Source organism: Legionella cardiaca (genome assembly GCF_029026145.1).
Classification (GTDB): Bacteria; Pseudomonadota; Gammaproteobacteria; order Legionellales; family Legionellaceae; genus Tatlockia; species Tatlockia cardiaca.
The window spans coordinates 2,877,728-2,896,235 of sequence record NZ_CP119078.1 but is presented as its reverse complement, the minus strand read 5'-3'; the positions used below and the strand labels follow the sequence as shown (position 1 = coordinate 2,896,235).

Genomic DNA, 18,508 nt, shown 5'->3' with positions numbered 1-18,508 from the left:
CTCATGTTTCCCAAGAACAATTCCTGCTTCAGTACTATTGGCTATCTACGGTTGATGAATATTGAGTTTTCACTTTAGCAAGCTCTGGGAGCCACTGGCGAATATAACTGCCGCTTGCATCAAATTTTTTACTTTGCAGAACGGGGTTAAAAATACGATAGTAGGGCGCTGCATCAACACCGCAACCGGCAACCACTGCCAACTCGTACTATTATTGGCTAAATCAGTATCAACTAAGGTCTCTAAAAACAAGTTAGCGCCTAAGCGTCAGTCAATTAATAAATCTTTGGTCAAAAAAATGCGACTAGCATTCTTATACGATTGTGCATGTATCCTGTGGTCCAAAGCTCTCGCATACCGGCACCCATGATCGGATATCCAGTTAGGCCCAGTTGCCAACGTCTTAGGGAATACTCATCGATATGCCATGGAAACTTAGCAGATTCTTGACGGAAATTTTCATGATAGAGTAGGGAAATGATACAGCAAATGATAGGAATTCTCGCCATCCAAGTTCTGTCAGGAAATGCTCCGCTGATGATAAATGGCAGGTAGGATCCAATTTAGCCATGAACTAATCTCGCCAAAATGAAGATGGGGTGATAATTTTGAGCAGTAATCACGACGTGGATATTGTGGATTCAGACTTATTTACTATAATAATCTCAGGGTGCTAGAGGGGCAATTCTTAATTCGCTTCTATGCTTAAAAGACCGCCGTGAATTTAAGACTACAATCATGAATAAATCAATTATTATAGGGATTAGTCATTGCCTTTTGGGTATGCCAGTTCGATTCAACGGTGGTCACAAAAAGGATGATTATATTACAGATGTTCTGGCACACTATTTTGATTTTTATCCTATTTGCCCGGAAGTGGAAAGTGGCATGGGCGTCCCTCGTCCTGCTCTTCATTTGGAAGGTGATCCAAAATATCCACGTTTAGTCGAAGCCCTTAATCCTCAGATAGATCACACAGCAAAGTTGCAGCAGTTTTGTCAAAATAGAATAAAGGATTTGCAGCATTTGAGTGGGTTTATATTAAAAAATAAGTCTCCAAGCTGTGGGTGGAAAAATGTAAAGATATACCAATCTGCACCTCTACCGCCAAAAATAGGACAAGGTATTTTTGCAAACTTTCTGGAGAAGTATTATCCCTTTCTCCCTATTGAGGAGGAAGGAAGATTAAGGGATTTTCGGTTGCGAGAAAATTTTATTGAAAGAGTTTTTTGTTATCGCCGATTCCAGGAGCTGACAAAAAATAATTTGAATAAACAAAGCATTGTTGCTTTTCACACAGAGCATAAACTAACCCTGTTAGCTCATAATGAAACGATTTATAGAGAATTAGGGAAAAAAGTAGCAGATTTAAAACACATTGCTACAGAACAATTTGCTCATGAATATTTAGCTTTATTTATGGAAGGCATGAAAAAAATAGCGACTTTAAAGACGCATAGCAATGTACTGCAGCACATACAAGGCTACTTTAAGGAGAAAATTGATGCAGGCGATAAAGCTGAACTCCATGAGACGATAATGGCCTATCAGTCAGGTAAAGTTCCTCTAATTGTGCCAGTCATTTTAATCAAGCATCACTTGAGAAGACATCCAGAATCCTATTTACTAAAACAACGTTACTTATTTCCCTACCCAGAAGAAATGATGTTAAGAAATCATATTTAAATAATTACGCCAACCTATGGAATATTTTGCTTAACAGATTTAATTACTCTAGGATAGACGAATAGCGTGTAAAAGGACTGCTTGTGACTTATTTGATGACATCGTGGCGATGGCTGCTTGATTTGCTTTGGTTAATTTTTTTGTTGGCTTTGTTGCGTTATTTTTGGCGAGAGAGATTGCGCCTTAAAAAAACGGAAAGTTGGTATTTGACTAAAGGACGTATTACCCAATTTTCATGGACACAGGAAGCGCAGCGATTGTGGCCAAAAATTGAATACCAATACCAGGCTTTTGATCAAGATTATCAAGGAGAGCGTCTTTTTCAAGATTCCTCTCATATTAATCTTAATAGTAAACATGCGCGCGCAGTAGCCTATCGCGCGGCAATTGCTTATGAGAAGGATGAGGATATTGACGTGTATTTCAATCCTGAAAATCCACAAGAAGCTGTTCTTGATATCGCGATGCCGCCAAAGCTCACTATTATTCTTGGCTTATTAAGTGCATTAATTCTTATACATCTTGTTATTGTGGGTTTCCGTTTGATGTCGTATCAGCTGGTGTAGATTCCTCTTGCGGTTTACATTCGCAGGGAGGTTGAGTGACCTTGGATTGCAAGCTAACAATAGATAATCCACGAACACCTTGTCCTGCTGGGGCCGGAACAAAATTAATAGTAACCAACAGATTTTGTTTTTGTTGATATTGAGGATTCTTATATAGGACCAGGATAGGCATGATTGCCTGCCACTGTGTCGCATTAATTGTTTTAATTTCTGGAGGCAGGGTTGCCACCGCACTCACAAAATAGGAATTATTCTTTACCGTCTCGGGAAGTTTGGACGCATTAAGTGCTGTACTGTAAGCGGTCCATCCTGCAGCGCTAAAGTATTTGGCGATCTCTTTTTGTCGGGCCAAAAAGTTTTGATAATCAAAAGTGTAAGTCGCAACGATTGCTTCATTTGCCCAAACGGCGAGCTGTGTTTTATCAGGCGCTGCTGCAAAGCTCTGCGCCGAGAAGATAAATAAGAGTAATAAGAAGTAACGTTTGCTTTGCCTAATCATTTTAATTTCCTCTTGCATTTTTTTCATTCTAAACAGGTTTCATAAACAAAAAAACCCCGGTAAAAAATACCGGGGAAATGTTTGTCGCATACTTTAGTATGGACAATTGTTTCGCATAAAGAGGGGAAATGCGAAACAGAGCATTTTTGTTGCTCAATATTTAGACACGAAAGCTGTTAAAAAGTTCACTCATCTTAAAAAAATTATTTTTTTTATACATTTGATGAATATAGAAAAGACTTTTGGCGAGTTCCTACGTCAGCCTGAGCTAGCGAGAGCGCCTGCAATTGGCTTGTGCAGAGGTTTTTAGCTAAAAGACTGACTTTTTATATCGATAAATCAGTATTTATGTTATTTTATGCAGTTTTGGGGTGTTACTACTCAAACAAGGGTGCTTTTAATCCCCGCCCTTTATACTCATCCTTGATGAATCAGTGCTTGGGTATAAGTTTTCAATCAGTTCTATAAAAACAAAAAGGGGAGGATTGTGGTGCGCAACAGTCGTTTTTACTTTGCTAATCGTGAAAATGTCAGCCGTTATATCAATCGCTGGGATCTGTTGCTGCTAATCCTTATTTTTTCCGTTGTTTTTTTTCTAGGCTGGGCTGGCTCGCAAATGGCGAGTCCCTATCAGCTTGGTGAACCACTACCAATTTCGTTAGACCCCGCTAAATTACCGTTTTATGCCTTGCGTACGGTTTTGCGCATGTTTATTGCGCTAGCTTTATCAATGATATTTACCTTTATTGTTGGTGCCTTGGCAGCTAAGCATCGTCGTGCTGAACAAATTATTATTCCTGCTATCGATATTTTACAATCAGTACCGGTTTTAAGTTTTTTGTCAATTACCGTGACAGGTTTTATCCATCTATTTCCCGGAAGTTTATTAGGGCCTGAATGTGCATCAATTTTTGCAATTTTTACCGCGCAGGTATGGAATATTACCTTCGGGTTTTATCAATCATTAAAAACCCTTCCACATGATTTAAAGGAAGCCGCAGCGATGTTTCAGTTATCGGCATGGCAACGCTTCTGGAAGGTTGAAGTGCCATTTTCGATGTCCGGTTTATTGTGGAATATGATGATGTCCATGTCTGCAAGCTGGTTTTTTGTGGTGTTATCGGAAGCAATTGCAGTTGCTCATCAAGACATTCGTTTACCGGGAGTTGGCTCCTACATTGCGCTAGCGATTGAACGCCATGATTTGCATGCGGTAGGCTATGCTATTCTTACAATGGTTATTGTAATTTTCCTCTATGACCAAATTCTTTTTCGTCCGCTCATTGCATGGTCTGAAAAATTTAAAATGGAACCATCCCCTGATGAAGAAGAATATCAATCTTGGCTAATTGATTTAATCCGCGGTAGTGGTTTAGTAAAACGTTTTAGTAAGCGGTTTGCTATTTTGAAGGATCATTTTGTCAATGCGCACTGGTTTAGTCGCAAAAGTCCTAAACCAATTAAGGAAATTGATTATCGTCATCAAAAACATATGGATTGGATATGGAATACCTGCGTATTACTCGCAATAATTGGCGGTGGTTGGCTGTTATTAAAATTCATTTTGGCGCAGCTTAAAGTCAGTGAGATTTTCCATGTGTTTCTTTTGGGGGCGGCAACGGGATCTCGAGTTATTGTCTTGATTATCGCCAGCTCTCTAATTTGGATTCCTGTAGGCGTGTGGATTGGTTTAAGACCAAGATTGGCACAAAAAATTCAGCCTGTTATTCAGTTTGTCGCAGCATTCCCGGCAAATTTGTTTTATCCTTTATTTGTAATTGCCATTGTTCGCTTTAATTTGAGCGTGGAAATTTGGGTTACTCCACTGATGATTCTTGGAACGCAATGGTACATTTTATTTAATGTCATTGCTGGTGCTTCCAATATACCTCGCGATCTTTATTTAGCCGCTGATAATTTTGGGGTCAAAGGATGGCAATGGTGGAAGCGTTTGGCATTGCCAGGTATCTTTCCTTTTTATATTACTGGTGCAATTACTGCTGCCGGCGGGGCCTGGAACGCCAGTATTGTTGCGGAATGGGTTAGCTGGGGTAATACCACGTTACGAGCTACGGGTTTAGGAGAATATATTCAAGCAAGTACTATCGCAGGTGATTTCCCAAAAATAGCATTGGGAACTGCGATGATGTGTACCTATGTGTTGGCATTCAATCATTTAATTTGGCGCCCCCTTTATCGCTTGGCGGAAGAGCGCTTTCACTTCAATTGAGGCATTTATGTCAGAAACAATTATTGCCATTGAAAATTGTCGAAAATCATTCAAAAAATCTTCCGAGCAGGATTTATTAGTTCTTGAGGATGTTAATTTTCAGTTAAAGGAAGGCGAAATAGTCGCCATGTTAGGAAAATCAGGCTCTGGAAAATCAACACTGTTGCGGATTATTGCAGGGTTAGTGCCGCCTTCGGCTGGTAAAATTAGTTACCGTGGTCACGCGGTAATTGGGCCTGTTCCCGGCATTGCCATGGTTTTTCAATCCTTTGCCTTAATGCCTTGGTTAACTGTTCTTGAGAATGTGGAGCTGGGTCTTGAGGCACAGGGCGTAAGTCGTGAGGAGCGACGACGTCGCGCCATTGAGGCGATTGATACTATCGGTCTTGATGGTTTTGAATCCGCTTTCCCTAAAGAATTATCCGGTGGTATGCGTCAACGCGTTGGTTTTGCTAGAGCATTGGTGACAAATCCCGATGTATTACTAATGGACGAACCCTTTTCTGCTCTCGATGTATTGACGGCAGAGAATTTAAAATCAGACTTGTTAGAGTTATGGAAAGAAAAGAAAACAAATACCAACGGTATATTGTTAGTCACACACAATATTGAGGAAGCGGCAACGCTTGCTGATCGTATTGTTATTTTTGGTAGTGATCCCGGCTATATTCGTGCTGAACTGCAGGTAACGCTTCCGCAGCCACGTAATCCAGAAACGCCTGAGTTTCGAGATTTGGTTGATAAAATTTATAAATTAATGACCACTGGTCCAAAAGAAAAAGCAAAGCGCGCGCAGCGAGAACGACAAATTGGTTTAGGGTATCGATTGCCCGATGTGGAGCCTTCTGAATTATCAGGTTTAATTGAAACGATGAAATCCTTTGAGGAGCGTATCGATTTACCTGAGCTGGCTGATGAGCTCATGATGAATATCGATGACTTATTCCCCATTTTAGAAACATTGGAAATTCTTGGTTTCGCTAAGGTTTCTGATGGCGATATTCAGCTTAGTGAATTAGGTAAGCAATTTTCCGAAGCCGATTTACAAGCGCGAAAGCAGGTATTTGCAAAATGTTTGTTAGAAAAGGTGCCGTTAGCTCGTTATATTCGTCGCGTATTGGATGAAAAAATTGGCCATCGTGTCTCCGAGGAACGTTTCTTGAGTAAATTAGAAGATTACTTAAGCGAAAAAGAAGCCGACCGCGTTTTACGTACGATGATCGATTGGGGGCGTTACGCGGAAATATTTGCTTATGATTTTAATACGGGTATTTTAAGTTTGGAAAATCCAGGTGATTTAAATCATGGGTAGTTTTAACTACTAACGGTGATATTCGCATCGCCACGGCTATCACCGTTTTAATAATCTTTTAAAAAGGTGTGGGCAAAAAACAAACGCCGTTACTGCAGTTAACTACATTTCCGCCTGTACAGCTAACGGCACCAAAGCTAATAGTTGCATTGTTGACCGTTATAGGAACAGTACAGGTATTATTTGTAGCAGAGCCTGTCATACTGACAATGGCGCCATTAAAAACCAGATACTGTGGCCAAGGCAGAACACTGTTATCTGTACGATTTTGTGTGGGGACTGTCACGGTCATCGATGCAGTATTTTGCGTTATCGGATTTGTTTGTTGAATTTGTACGGTAAAAGGTGGTTGCGTTGTTGTATTACCAACAACAACTAACAATGCTCCCTGAGTAAAACCTCGGCAACCAGGATTTGTTGCTGTAACAAAACTTGTATTAGGCAGCAAATTAATGCTTTTTAAATTGCAATTACTATCAAAAACACCATAAAAATTTTCAGCATCGTTTGGATTGCCAGGGTCTTTTGCCGGCTCGTCATAGGCTTCAAATACCAAAGCACCACTATTATGTCCGCTATTTCTGACAAAACTATAGAGGGCTGTTAAATAGGTTCCTGCATTACCAACGCCAGGGGCACAGATATTTTGTTGAGCACAAAAATAGCCGGCGTTTGTTCCCTGGGTGGCCCATCCTGTTTCAGCCATGAGAATGGTTCTAGGGGCAACGTAAAAAGATTGACTTTGCGCCTGCGCATAGTCCCAAGCAATGGAGTTAATTAATGTAATATTAGAGACTGCTTGATCAGGCGGTGTAACTCCCCACTGAAAAGGATAGGGGTCAAATGCAAGAGGAGCCCCCGGTGAGTAACTATGGATTAAAGTAGTCATGTCAGAGCTAATTGCAGGACTTGGGGTGACTAAATTACCACTTACCAATGCTGAACCGACTGGCACAGTAATTCCATTGCTGCTCAGGGTGCTTTGCAACTGCGAAACAGCACTGGTTAAATAGTTAATATCTGTGCTGCTGTAGTTTTCATGGCCTGCAAAAACTAGACTAACTGTCTCCTGAAATGTTGTAGCCCCTACAACATTAATAACAGAAGTTAATACACTTAATGCCGTATTAATATTTGCCTGGCTGCCATTTTGCGGAATATCAGCTTCATAAACAACCTTCATGCCTAAGGCTTTTGCCTGTTGAATGATATCTATCCAGGAATAGGGTTCTGTCTGATAGGAGCGAACAGTAGAAAAGCCTGCCGCCTTGAGTTGGGATAATTCTGCATAAACATTACTAATCGGTACATTACTGACATTACCAACATAAAAAACATCATGAAAATTGAATTGATTCCCGTTGGGATAATGATTGGGATTGTAATCGACTCCAATGAGACCTACCCATGAGGAGCTGCTGGATAACGCATCTGTCGTGGTTAGAATAGAAAGAGGAATTGAATTATTACCATAACTTATAGTGATATGTGTCGATTTAGCTCCTGTTGTACGCGCATTTAATCCGATGGATAAGTTGCACCCGCCTCCTGGAGCAAGAGCGACACCATGACAACCATCATTAATAGTAAACTCACCAGCTGGTGCTGATATACGCACCGTATTGTTAAAAGGAGTCCTCATTTGAAAGGGCAGGTTAGAAGTTAAGCGATAAGTAACTAAGTAACTGCCCCCTAAGGAGGTTCTTGTAGGTATTGTTGTTGATGTGATGGTACTTATGGAAATTGGATTAGCGTTAATGGGGGTGGTGGAATCCACTTTCTCTGCTATGGCGGAATGCAAAAAAAACAATGATAATCCTAGCACAGCATTACGCAACTTAATCATCCCTACGCTCTCCTAAGCAGTTTTGTCCAAAAAATAAGTGATAGTAAAAACAATACCGTTATCAGTTAATTGTGTTCTTAATCGCTCGTTTGAATAGGAAGAAATACCAGAATCTGTTTGGGCAGGTCCATAATAACCAAAGTTATAACCTAAACTGAGCCACAGATTATTCAGAGCGATATAATCTAAACCCGCACCCAAGGCATAACTGAAATGTGTTGTTGTTTCGTCTTGAAACTCTGGGCTAAATCTGGGTGTTATTCCAGACAAGGGAGTTTCTTGATATTTATCAATGTGGTTTGCAGAAACGCCTAAGCCAACTAACAGGAAAGGCATGAGGTTGTGGTAACGGTATAGCTCTGCTTTGATAATTCCTAGTAGGGTTTGACGATGTATCTCATAGTGATATTGGTAATTTTCAAATTCAGGCAAGGAGTATTGGAATATGGTGCCGTTAACCTTCATGGGGAAAGCATAAGTGTAACTTGCTCCCAAACTATAAAAAGGCAGGAATTTGCTCTCGTTAAACCAGGTAAATCCCGTTTGAACTGAGACTGCTGCACTCGTTTTTACGTCATGATTAACATACAAGTCATTGGGCCACCCATCGCCGGTGCCAACGCTATGGTTATCATCTATCTCGGGGAAAATGGTTGCTATACTTTCGCTGAAATACCAACTTCCAATTTCGGAATAATTTTGAGCATATAAAGAAGGGTTGAATAATAATACAAAGCAAACAACTAATTTTTTCACACGAATCCCTGTTGCTAGAGTTTAATTCTTCCTGGAAAATCTTCACTGTAGTGAGACTCAGGTCCTCTTCTTTCGTTAGGAAAAGGACCCGTACAATAGCGATGATAGAAATAAAATGCAAGCCAATTCTCAAGATATCAAAGAGTTAGTAAATCAGGGAAGGTTAACTTTTATTGGATGATTTATTAACTAAAAAATCCAGAATTTTAAAAAAGCGTTCTGGAGTCTGGGCCATTTGTAAATCTGTTTTATATTGATTGTTAACCACAATAGCTGGGATGCCATTTACACGAAAGCGAGACATGAGAGCTGCTCCTTCAGCAATTTGCAAATCAATAGTTGTTGAGTTTTCAAATGCACTTTTGGCAGTTGCATTATCGACGCCTTCTGCAGTAAAAAATTCCACCATAGCGTCATTGTTTGTTAAAGAACGCTTGTCAGTTTGAATCGCCTTAAATAAGGCAGGATTAATTTTTTCATCCAAACCAAGAAGATGTGCAGTGTAATAAGCTTTCGCATAAAATTTCCAGTCTTTGTGGAAAATGACAGGAACTCGAGAAAATTGGACTTTCCCATTTTGCTGTTGCAGCCACGACATGAGTGCAGGTTCAATGCGATAGCACCAAGGACAACCATAGCTAAAAAATTCGGTGACGGTTATTTTGTCCGTGCTTGAGGCAGGAGCTCCTCCCGTCATAAGTTCATAATCTTTACCCGCAACAAAATCATCAGCAAAAGCCAAGATTGGCAAAAATAATACAATTAACAACAACCGTCTTAACATGTTTTATCTCTCTATTTAATGTAAACCTTGGATATAGTAAGCAACGGCTTCCATATCTTGCTGATCCATATGAGCACTAATATCTCTCATGATGGAATTTAAATCATTTGAACGTTTATTATCTTTAAAGGCTTGCAACTGCTGGATAGTATAAGCAGCATGTTGTCCTGACAAGACTGGAAAGCCGGCTTGTCCATTTCCTGTGCCTTTAGGTCCATGGCAAGCAATGCATGCAGTTATATGCTTTTTAAAATCCCCCCCACGGTAGAGTTGTTCTCCACGTTTTAAATATTTTTCCGGGGTAACACCTTCCGGTAGCGGTTGTTTAGCATAAAAAGCAGCCAGCTCAGCCATATCGGCCTCATTTAACACGGCAACAATTCCAGTCATTGCCGGTGCATTGCGGGTAGTGCCTTTTTTGAAGTCTTGTAATTGCTTCAACGTATAACTGGCATGTTGCCCTGCAAGGTTAGGCCATATGGGGTTGACACTTACCCCTTGTGGACCATGACAAGCCACACAAGTTGCAGTTTTTCCCGCCTGGGTATTGGATTGTTCTGCGGCATTGCTCGTAAATGTGCAGAACACAACAAGCGCAAACACGATTTTTTTCATTCTTTTTCCGAGGGTTCTATCTCATTTAATGGTACACTGCTTGGCCAAAATCCCAAAATGAAATTGAAAAGAATGTTAATAAATCCTTATGTACGTGCAAGCTTTTTAAAAAGTGCGGCACGTGTGAACCAATTACCACCCGATCAAGGTTTTGAAGTTGCCTTTGCTGGGCGCTCTAATGCAGGTAAATCAAGTGCCTTGAATTGCCTGACAGGTATTAGGCAACTCGCACGAACGAGTAAAACGCCAGGCAGAACGCAGTTGATTAATTTATTTAGTCTGGATGAGTCTCGACGTTTGGTCGATTTACCAGGGTATGGTTACGCGAAAGTAGCACAGGAAGTAAAACAGGATTGGCAGCAGCATTTAGCACATTATTTAGAGGTGCGTCAGTGTTTGCAAGGTTTGGTTCTATTGATGGACTGTCGTCATCCACTGAAAGAACTTGATCAAATGATGATTGACTGGGCTTTATCACGACAATTGCCTGTTCACATTTTGTTGACAAAAGCTGACAAATTAAGTCGTAGTGAAGTAAAAAACACCCTATCAAAAGTAAGAAAACATTATCAACTTATGACGGATTTAATCAGTGTCCAAGCCTTCTCTTCTTTAAAAAAAGAGGGCTTAGAGGAATTAATTATCAAATTAAATCAATGGTTCGCTTGGCCTGCGCCTGAATCAGAATAAAGAGCAATAGCTATTCTGCATCAAGTGAAGGCTGTCCTGAGTTGAAGATCCTTCACGGTGCTGGTTATTTCTTCTGCATTAATTCTTTAACAACTTGAGGATTAGCCAGGGTTGATAAATCGCCTAACTCAGAAAGTTCAGTAACGTGTTTATCGGCAATCTGACGTAATATCCTTCGCATAATTTTTCCAGAACGTGTTTTAGGTAAATCAGAAACCCAGCTAATCACATCAGGTTTAGCAATCGCACCAATTTCCGCTTTGATATTGGAAACCACTTCGTCAAAGAGTTCTTGAGATGACTCTTCGCCATATTGCAAAGTGACAAAAGCATGAATTCCTTGTCCCTTGATTTCATGAGGCATGCCGACAACGGCTGCTTCAGCAACTTTAGGATGAGCAACGATAGCACTTTCAATTTCTGCTGTTCCCAAGCGATGTCCTGAGACATTTAAGACATCGTCAATACGCCCAGTAATCCAATAATCACCATCACTGTCACGTCGGGCACCATCACCGGTAACATAGTATCCATGAATTAAATAGGTTTTGCGATAACGCTCGTGATCGCCGGCAATCGTTCTTGCTATGGCGGGCCAAGGGTACTTTATTGCCAGAGAGCCTTCTCCCTTGCCTTTAACTTCTTTACCATGCTCATCAAGGAGCACAGGAAAGATACCTGGCAAAGGTTGGCTGGCAGCTCCGGGCTTTGCTGCCTCTAAATTCTCTTGAGGGCAAATCATAATGGCCCCTGTTTCTGTTTGCCACCAGGTATCAACAATAGGTATACGGTTATTACCCACCTGTTCCTTATACCATTGCCAGACTTCGGGATTAATGGGTTCACCCACCGTTCCCAGTAATTTTAAAGATTGACGTGTACTTGATTCCAACCATTGATCGCCAGCTCGCTTTAGAGCTCGAATGGCAGTCGGTGCTGTATAAAATACATTAACTTGATGTTTATCAACGATGCTCCAACAGCGTTCAGGGGTTGGCCACGTAGGTATTCCAGCAAAAATTAAGGAGGTAATACCATTGCATAACGGTCCATAAACAACATAGCTATGGCCGGTTATCCATCCCACATCAGCAGTACACCAAAAAACATCAGTATCGGAGCAATTAAAAACGTGGTCATGAGTATAGGCTACTTGCACAAGATAGCCGCCTGTGGTGTGAACGACGCCCTTGGGTTTCCCGGTGCTACCTGAGGTATAAAGAATAAAGAGGGGATCTTCTGCATCCATTGGTTCTGGAGGACAGTTTGCATCGACTTTAGATTTTAATTCATGCCACCAATGGTCGGTTTTACAATTGAAGGAGGTTGATTCGGTGCTATGTTTGATTACTAAAGTTTGTAAACTAAGCTCATGTGTTGCTTCATCTGCTTGGTCTTTAAGGGCAAAATGTTTGCCACCGCGATAATAACCATCTGCAGTAATTAATAATTTACAGGATGCTGCTTCCAAACGTTGTCTTAAAGCAGTGGGCGAAAAACCTGCAAACACGACCGTATGGACTGCGCCAATTCTTGCACAAGCTAACATGGCAATGGCTGCCTCAGGAATCATGGGTAAATAAATACCCACGCGGTCTCCTTTGCGAATACCTAATGATTTTAGCGCATTGGCCATGAGGCAAACGTCTTGATGTAATTCAGCAAAGGTTAATTTTTGTTGTTGTTCTTCCTTGTCTCCCACCCAAATGATCGCCGTTTGTTTGGCTTTCTCTGGTAAATGCTTATCGAGGCAGTTGGCACTGACATTTAATTTACCGCCAGTAAACCATTCGATATTAGCCGTGGTAAAATCACCCTGCGAAACATTATCCCAGGGTTTCATCCAGGTGACATATTTGTGAGCAATATTCGCCCAGAAATCTTCTAATTCTTTTCTATCTTCGACAGGAATGTGCTGCTTAGTCATGAGTTACCTGCTCTTTTGTAATGACTTTAATGATTGCTGAAAAATCAAGATGGCCTAAACCAGCTTCATTGAATTGTTGATAGAGTGCAGTCGCTTTGGCTCCCATGGGCGTTTCTAAGCCGACAGCGGCAGCAGAATTTTGGCTTAAATGAAGATCTTTAAGCATCATCGCCCCGGTAAATCCAGGTTGATAATTGTTATTTGCGGGAGTATTGGGTAAAACATTAGGCACGGGCGCATATTGACTCATCGCCCAGCATTGACCGGAAGAGTTGCTAACAACTTCAAATAATTTTTGCGGAGACAAACCAAGTTGCTCAGCTAAAACAAAGGCCTCTGAAATGGCGATCATTGATATACCCAAGATCATGTTGTTGCAAATTTTTGCTGCTTGCCCACTTCCTGCGGTACCAGTATGGATAATTTTTTTTCCCATCGCTTCTAGAATTGGTTTGGCAGCCAGAAAAGCTTCTTCGTGGCCGCCTACCATAAAAGTCAATGTGCCAGCTGTGGCGCCAGCTACTCCACCTGAAACGGGTGCATCGACAGTAAGTAGTCGCTTTTGGCTAGCTTGTTGTTGAATTTCACGACTGCTAGCGACATCAATCGATGAACAATCAATATGCAGACTATTGGGTGTGGCAACGGCGAAAAGCCCTTCTTTGTCGAGACAAACCTGACGAACCTGCTGTCCTGTTTGCAGCATGGTAATAATGATCTCTTGATTTAATCCAGCTGCTTGCACAGTGTGAGCAATTTTTCCACCTGCCTCTTTTAATTTATTGAGGGCTTGTTGTTGGATATCAAAACCAGTAACTATATGACCCGCCTTGATCAAATTAACAGCCATAGGCAAGCCCATATGCCCCAAACCGACGAAACCAATCCGTGCCATGGTTATCTCCTGAAACTAACAATTGGGAAAATTTGAGTATTGTTGGCATTTGCCTGGCAATACCAACAATCAGTAGTCTTTATTTGTTAACGGGCATGATGAACGCACTTTCATCAAGATCCGTAACAGGCCATTTGCTGGTAACAGTTTTACGACGGGTATAAAAGTTAATACTTTCTTCGCCGTGCATATTCGTATCACCAAAGGATGAGCGCTTCCATCCACCAAAAGGGTGACTTGCAATGGGAACTGGAATAGGGATATTGATACCAACCATTCCGACTTGTACACGCTGACTGAATTCTCGAGCAGTATAGCCATCACGCGTAAAGATAGCGGTACCGTTACCATATTGATGACGATTAATTAAAGCGAGTGCTTCATCAAAATCAGAGACGCGCAGTACGACAAGAACAGGGCCAAAAATTTCATTTTCATAAACGGACATCGATTCTTTGACATGGTCAAAAAGTGATGGCCCCATAAAGTAACCTTCTGGATGGGTTGGATGTTTAAAATGACGACCATCAATGATCAATCGGGCTCCTTCCTCCACACCTTTATTAATGGCATTTAAGACTCGTTGCTTGTGGGCACTGCTAATCAGTGGCCCCATATCGCTGCCGGCAACATTACCAGCATCGATGCGCATTGCATTAACAAGTGGTCCTAATTTTTCGAGTAACTTATCAGCGGTGTGGTCACCTACGGCTACAACGGCAGAAATGGCCATACAACGTTCACCTGCTGAACCATAAGCAGCCCCTACAATTGCATTGGCAGCTTGCTCAAGATCAGCATCTGGCATAACCACACAATGGTTTTTGGCCCCGCCAAAGGTATGTGCTCGTTTGCCTTGTGCCGTTGCTTTGGTATAGATGGCTTCGGCAACAGGTGTTGATGCGACAGCAGTGAAGGCCTGAATATCAGGATGTGTCAGTAATTGATCAACTAATGTTTTATCACCATGAATACAATTGGCAACGCCATCAGGTAAGCCGGCCTCAGTTAACAATTCTAATAAACGAACTGGTGCAGAGGGATCTTGTTCGGAAGGTTTTAAAATGAATGTATTGCCACAAGCAATGGCGGGAATCATCATCCAAACGGGTACCATCACTGGAAAGTTGAAAGGCGAAACACCGGCGCAAACGCCTAAAGGCTGGCGTAAAGTATGACAATCTATATGGTTGGAAACATCAGCTGAAAAATTGCCTTGTAATTGATTAACCAAACCACAATGGAATTCCACCACTTCAATGGCTCGTGCTACAGAACCCTTGGCATCATCAAGCGTTTTGCCATGTTCTTGGGTGACAAGACGAGCTAAGTCCAGTTGATATTTTTCCAGTAATTCTCTGAATTTAAATAAAATTCGCGCTCTCTTCAGCGGCGTAGTTTCGGCCCATGCTGGCCAGGCAGCTTTTGCCGTGGCGACAGCTTTATCGCAGATTGCTTTATCCGCAAAATACACTTGACCAATAGCTTCACCTAATGCGGGATTATAAATAGTATGTGAATTAGAGGACGTTTCTGTCCATGCTTTACCCCCAATATAATGAGGTACCGTGTAACCCATTTTAAACTCCTTTTAGTCGGTAAACGTACTTATTAATACCTGATAATAACGTGTATTTTCCCCAATGTGGGAACTACGGGTTTCAACAACTTCGATGCGTGTATGCTCTCCGGCCTTCGCTAAGGCATTTTGGATTGCTTCAGTAATACCTGAATCGGAGGACCCGGTGTATTCCCCTGTTTTTATCTTCATACCTTCATCCCTTAAAGCTTAAACTATTCAGTGTAACATGAAATCATATTGAATATCTTGTTAAAATGGTTTACAAGAAATTGTGAAGTAGACTGATTTATTTAATAATAAACAACTGATGTGAGCAAGGGATAGTGAAACATGCCAAAAACCATATTACGGTTAACTGAAGAAATTAGGTTTCCGAATGAATTAGGATTAGTAGAGACCAAATTCGCAAAGCTACCGCTTGAAATAGAGACTAATCTCAAAAACATTCTTGGCGAATTTGAAGTCGAATATTACCCCAGAGTTCCTGATTTAAAACGAAGTTATCAACGTCGTATGGCCAGTTTACACAAATCAGTGTTATTTATTCTCGAGACTTTCCCAGAGTTAAAAGAAAAAATGGATTGGGGAAAATATCTTAAATGGTGCCAAGCATATTACACGTTGCCTTCTAATGAACCCATCGAGACTTATCAAGAAATTCTTACAAAATACACTGGCCTGCTCGTAAACGCTTTAGTGGATCATTATCCCTATGAGGACGACTCTGGCGATAAAGTTAAATCAGCAACAGAACTCTTAAACAAAGCAGAGCAATATGTCATTATGAAGGAGGGACGAGCCGATCTTGCTACTCTAATTCCAATGAAAATCAATGAGTCGGCGGAATATGTTTTACGCTTTGAAAAACAATTACCACCCTATTCTGCAGAAACATTTCAAGAATTTAGTGTCATAAAGAAAGCACCATTAACTACCACACCAGACTGGTTTTATGGGCTGTCTCCTTTTTTACAGAGTTATTTGTGTTGCGTTCCTGGCGATTTTAAGGACAAGTCAGACCTGCAAGCCTTAAGTGATATTAAGTATGCCCTAAATCAGTTTTCCATAGCATGGATGACTATTCAATCCCAACGAGGCGCTAAATTACAAAATGATCTTAATGATATTGCAAATAATAAGTTGCCACCATGGTTCTCTACGTTACCGATTGATGGCCAACAGATGATTAAGCTCTTTAGCGAATCAAAAATTTCAGCGGAAAAGATTACAGAGTATTTGAGTCAATTTGAAAAGCAGATACAAATATGGGCGAAAACAGCTGCAAAAAAAGGAAGTAAAAAAGATTTTAATGCGCAAAAATTGAATAGTTTAAGGGCTCTTCCTTATTGGTACTTGGTTTTAGAAGATTTTGAGCAACGATTTTTAAAAGGCGCCTTAGATAGTACAGAACATTTAGAGGAGGCTATTTCTTTTGTGCCTAGCCGCCTTAGACGATTACCCTTAGCTGCCAATTTCTGTGAAAGTAATTTTTTTACTCTAAAGAAAGATGGTGCTGTAGCTAAAAAGTATTCTTCACGAATACGTGCAAGTCATTTGGCATCCCGTGATGTAAAAAAATTGCCACCACAAGTTAGGAAACTTCATGCAAAGCGCAATCTGTCTCTTATTGCAAGTCATGCTGCTCAACAAATCTTTCTCTTCATTCAGACCTTGATTAGTCCAGTTAGATTGCTTGGATCCTTTATTCCTGATTATTATTTAGACCAAGAACGTCTAAACACGGTGGCCGATTTTCAAAAGCAAAATAAACTTCCCATTCTGTCAACTAACCATCCACTTAATATGGCGAAGTACCCTTACTATACGCCCTCAGATTCACCAGCTTCTCTTGCTTTACTGAAGGTTGCTGAAATAATTCTTTTGGTAAGGGAAGTTCCTGAATTAAATGCCTCTTGGGACTTACAAAAAATTGAAACGGTTATTGCAAAGATTTTTTCTGAAGTAGAAGCAACTAAACAAGGATTGAGTACGGTTTCCACAGCACCTGAACTTGATGGAATAGAAGAGTCAGCGATAGGTAAACTGCGAGAACTATTTAATACTAATTATGAGTTGTTTAAGTCACTTGATGGTTGGCAACAAATATTTACTCAACATTTATTTCTTAAAGAAAGTAGTGCTCGATGTGGCCAGGAAGAACTTGGTGCCTATCTGAAAAATTTGCAGGATTTAGAAGATCTCGCTAAAGAATATAGTAATACATTAAATTCATCTTATGGTTCGGCAACCGTCTTTGATTATTATGGCAGGGAATTATTTCTTAGTTCTCAAGAGAATTTGCTGGTTATGCTAGCTCAAGGAAAAAGTGCCGGCTCTTGTGTAAGTGGTAAGGATCGCAAAGAGGTAGAAACGAATCACACTTATGGCATGTGGCTTTATCGGGACAAAACTGGTCATTGGCCTAGTATGAAGCATAGTGGAAGTAAGCGAGAAGAATTTGTGGATATAGTCGCTGAGTTAGAGGTATCAAAGCATGGACGTGAACTGGCAGGTCAAAATGCGCCTGGTTCAGATGGTACCAAGACGCCCGAAAATTATTGGCCAACAGATATCGCTGAAGCTATTCGCAAAAAAGAGTGTGAAAGAGCGTTACTCCATAGCGATATCCTGGCAACCAACAACGAAGTGGGTCGTATAGGCGATTTAAGTCAACTCGTTCGTCCTGGTTTCACAGGCTGTATTAATGCGGCGCAACGCCTATCGGACGAGCAGCTCAAAGAAACGTTAGGTTTATTAGCAATTCTTTGTGGGGAACAAAAATTTTTAAATAGCAAAACCTGGAAACTCCCCATGTTTTCCTCCGATACACCCAAAGGTATGGAGGAAATCAAAAAAATCATGCATAGTCCGGGTACGGATGAAAATAGTAATATTGAAAAAATGGCTCGAGTTTACTTTGAGATTCAGAATAGGCCTAAAGAAAAATGGACGCGAGCACCAGAAATTCAACAGATATACGATACTGTAATGAAGTTATTTTCAGAAGATCCTAAAGTGCAAGCTGCAAAAACAATTGCATGTTTACGAGACATAAAAAACACTGCATTTAGCTCCAATAATCTAACTCCTCAGAGCCCGGTAGTTTATTAACAGGATAGA

General features: G+C 40.8%; 15 protein-coding genes and 1 pseudogene. 6 read left to right on the top strand and 10 right to left on the bottom strand.

Going from position 1 to position 18,508, the window contains the following annotated elements; all coding sequences use genetic code 11:
* Nucleotides 1–48: 48 nt before the first annotated feature.
* Nucleotides 49–633: pseudogene (locus tag PXX05_RS12630) on the bottom strand (FAD-binding domain-containing protein); the annotation flags it as partial.
* Nucleotides 634–738: 105 nt separating this feature from the next.
* Here PXX05_RS12630 and PXX05_RS12625 point away from each other — a divergent pair.
* The gene (locus tag PXX05_RS12625) at nt 739–1,686 is read left to right on the top strand and encodes a YbgA family protein (RefSeq protein ID WP_275088547.1); all 948 of its coding nucleotides are present in this window, start codon (nt 739–741) and stop codon (nt 1,684–1,686) included.
* Nucleotides 1,687–1,769: 83 nt separating this feature from the next.
* Entirely contained in the window at nt 1,770–2,252 is a 483-nt protein-coding gene (locus PXX05_RS12620) for a DUF3592 domain-containing protein (protein ID WP_275088546.1), read from the top strand.
* On the opposite strand, the gene PXX05_RS12615 is transcribed toward PXX05_RS12620, so the two are convergent.
* Nucleotides 2,212–2,751: a DotI/IcmL family type IV secretion protein gene (locus PXX05_RS12615; protein WP_275088545.1), complete on the bottom strand. Its 540-nt coding sequence runs from the start codon at nt 2,749–2,751 to the stop codon at nt 2,212–2,214. The two genes, PXX05_RS12620 and PXX05_RS12615, sit on opposite strands and share 41 nt — an antisense overlap.
* Nucleotides 2,752–3,241: 490 nt before the next feature.
* On the opposite strand from PXX05_RS12615, the gene PXX05_RS12610 reads away from it, so the two are divergent.
* Nucleotides 3,242–4,981: an ABC transporter permease gene (locus tag PXX05_RS12610; protein ID WP_275088544.1), complete on the top strand. Its 1,740-nt coding sequence runs from the start codon at nt 3,242–3,244 to the stop codon at nt 4,979–4,981.
* 7 nt (nt 4,982–4,988) lie between these two features.
* Nucleotides 4,989–6,293 (top strand): ABC transporter ATP-binding protein, encoded by a 1,305-nt coding sequence (locus tag PXX05_RS12605; RefSeq protein ID WP_275088543.1) that lies wholly within the window; start codon nt 4,989–4,991, stop codon nt 6,291–6,293.
* 58 nt (nt 6,294–6,351) lie between these two features.
* Here the strand turns inward: PXX05_RS12605 and PXX05_RS12600 are convergent, their stop codons facing one another.
* From PXX05_RS12600 to PXX05_RS12585, 4 genes are all read right to left on the bottom strand, one after another.
* Nucleotides 6,352–8,139 carry a glycoside hydrolase family 17 protein gene (locus PXX05_RS12600; RefSeq protein ID WP_275088542.1) on the bottom strand — a complete coding sequence of 596 codons (1,788 nt, stop codon included), beginning with the start codon at nt 8,137–8,139 and terminating at the stop codon, nt 6,352–6,354.
* A gap of 12 nt (nt 8,140–8,151) precedes the next feature.
* Nucleotides 8,152–8,895 (bottom strand): outer membrane protein, encoded by a 744-nt coding sequence (locus PXX05_RS12595; protein ID WP_275088541.1) that lies wholly within the window; start codon nt 8,893–8,895, stop codon nt 8,152–8,154.
* A gap of 163 nt (nt 8,896–9,058) precedes the next feature.
* Entirely contained in the window at nt 9,059–9,679 is a 621-nt protein-coding gene (locus PXX05_RS12590; RefSeq protein WP_275088540.1) for a thiol:disulfide interchange protein DsbA/DsbL, read from the bottom strand.
* Nucleotides 9,680–9,694: 15 nt separating this feature from the next.
* A complete protein-coding gene (locus tag PXX05_RS12585; RefSeq protein ID WP_275088539.1) occupies nt 9,695–10,294 on the bottom strand; it encodes a c-type cytochrome in 600 nt (199 codons plus the stop codon).
* 72 nt (nt 10,295–10,366) lie between these two features.
* On the opposite strand from PXX05_RS12585, the gene yihA reads away from it, so the two are divergent.
* The gene (gene yihA / locus PXX05_RS12580; protein ID WP_275090518.1) at nt 10,367–10,984 is read left to right on the top strand and encodes a ribosome biogenesis GTP-binding protein YihA/YsxC; all 618 of its coding nucleotides are present in this window, start codon (nt 10,367–10,369) and stop codon (nt 10,982–10,984) included.
* Nucleotides 10,985–11,048: 64 nt separating this feature from the next.
* Here yihA and acs read toward each other — a convergent pair whose 3' ends face one another.
* From acs to PXX05_RS12560, 4 genes are all read right to left on the bottom strand, one after another.
* Nucleotides 11,049–12,911 carry an acetate--CoA ligase gene (gene acs, locus PXX05_RS12575; protein WP_275088538.1) on the bottom strand — a complete coding sequence of 621 codons (1,863 nt, stop codon included), beginning with the start codon at nt 12,909–12,911 and terminating at the stop codon, nt 11,049–11,051.
* Entirely contained in the window at nt 12,904–13,806 is a 903-nt protein-coding gene (gene mmsB, locus PXX05_RS12570; RefSeq protein ID WP_275088537.1) for a 3-hydroxyisobutyrate dehydrogenase, read from the bottom strand. The genes acs and mmsB overlap by 8 nt, the downstream gene beginning before the upstream one ends.
* Before the next feature lie 79 nt (nt 13,807–13,885).
* On the bottom strand, nt 13,886–15,385 hold the full coding sequence (locus PXX05_RS12565) for a CoA-acylating methylmalonate-semialdehyde dehydrogenase (RefSeq protein ID WP_275088536.1): 1,500 nt from the start codon (nt 15,383–15,385) through the stop codon (nt 13,886–13,888).
* Nucleotides 15,386–15,397: 12 nt separating this feature from the next.
* A complete protein-coding gene (locus tag PXX05_RS12560) occupies nt 15,398–15,577 on the bottom strand; it encodes a dodecin domain-containing protein (RefSeq protein WP_275088535.1) in 180 nt (59 codons plus the stop codon).
* A 141-nt stretch (nt 15,578–15,718) separates the two neighbouring features.
* Between PXX05_RS12560 and sidP the strand changes: the two genes are divergently transcribed.
* Nucleotides 15,719–18,499: a Dot/Icm T4SS effector PI-3-phosphatase SidP gene (sidP, locus tag PXX05_RS12555; RefSeq protein ID WP_275088534.1), complete on the top strand. Its 2,781-nt coding sequence runs from the start codon at nt 15,719–15,721 to the stop codon at nt 18,497–18,499.
* Nucleotides 18,500–18,508 lie beyond the last annotated feature (9 nt).

What these genes read in the sequence shown, in the direction of transcription:
- PXX05_RS12625 (WP_275088547.1), top strand. Translation starts at nt 739, where the DNA reads ATGAATAAATCAATTATTATAGGGATTAGTCATTGCCTTTTGGGTATG.
- PXX05_RS12615 (WP_275088545.1), bottom strand. Translation starts at nt 2,751, where the DNA reads ATGATTAGGCAAAGCAAACGTTACTTCTTATTACTCTTATTTATCTTC.
- PXX05_RS12605 (WP_275088543.1), top strand. Translation starts at nt 4,989, where the DNA reads ATGTCAGAAACAATTATTGCCATTGAAAATTGTCGAAAATCATTCAAA.
- PXX05_RS12600 (WP_275088542.1), bottom strand. Translation starts at nt 8,139, where the DNA reads ATGATTAAGTTGCGTAATGCTGTGCTAGGATTATCATTGTTTTTTTTG.
- PXX05_RS12590 (WP_275088540.1), bottom strand. Translation starts at nt 9,679, where the DNA reads ATGTTAAGACGGTTGTTGTTAATTGTATTATTTTTGCCAATCTTGGCT.
- PXX05_RS12585 (WP_275088539.1), bottom strand. Translation starts at nt 10,294, where the DNA reads ATGAAAAAAATCGTGTTTGCGCTTGTTGTGTTCTGCACATTTACGAGC.
- yihA (WP_275090518.1), top strand. Translation starts at nt 10,367, where the DNA reads ATGTTAATAAATCCTTATGTACGTGCAAGCTTTTTAAAAAGTGCGGCA.
- acs (WP_275088538.1), bottom strand. Translation starts at nt 12,911, where the DNA reads ATGACTAAGCAGCACATTCCTGTCGAAGATAGAAAAGAATTAGAAGAT.
- mmsB (WP_275088537.1), bottom strand. Translation starts at nt 13,806, where the DNA reads ATGGCACGGATTGGTTTCGTCGGTTTGGGGCATATGGGCTTGCCTATG.
- PXX05_RS12565 (WP_275088536.1), bottom strand. Translation starts at nt 15,385, where the DNA reads ATGGGTTACACGGTACCTCATTATATTGGGGGTAAAGCATGGACAGAA.
- PXX05_RS12560 (WP_275088535.1), bottom strand. Translation starts at nt 15,577, where the DNA reads ATGAAGATAAAAACAGGGGAATACACCGGGTCCTCCGATTCAGGTATT.
- sidP (WP_275088534.1), top strand. Translation starts at nt 15,719, where the DNA reads ATGCCAAAAACCATATTACGGTTAACTGAAGAAATTAGGTTTCCGAAT.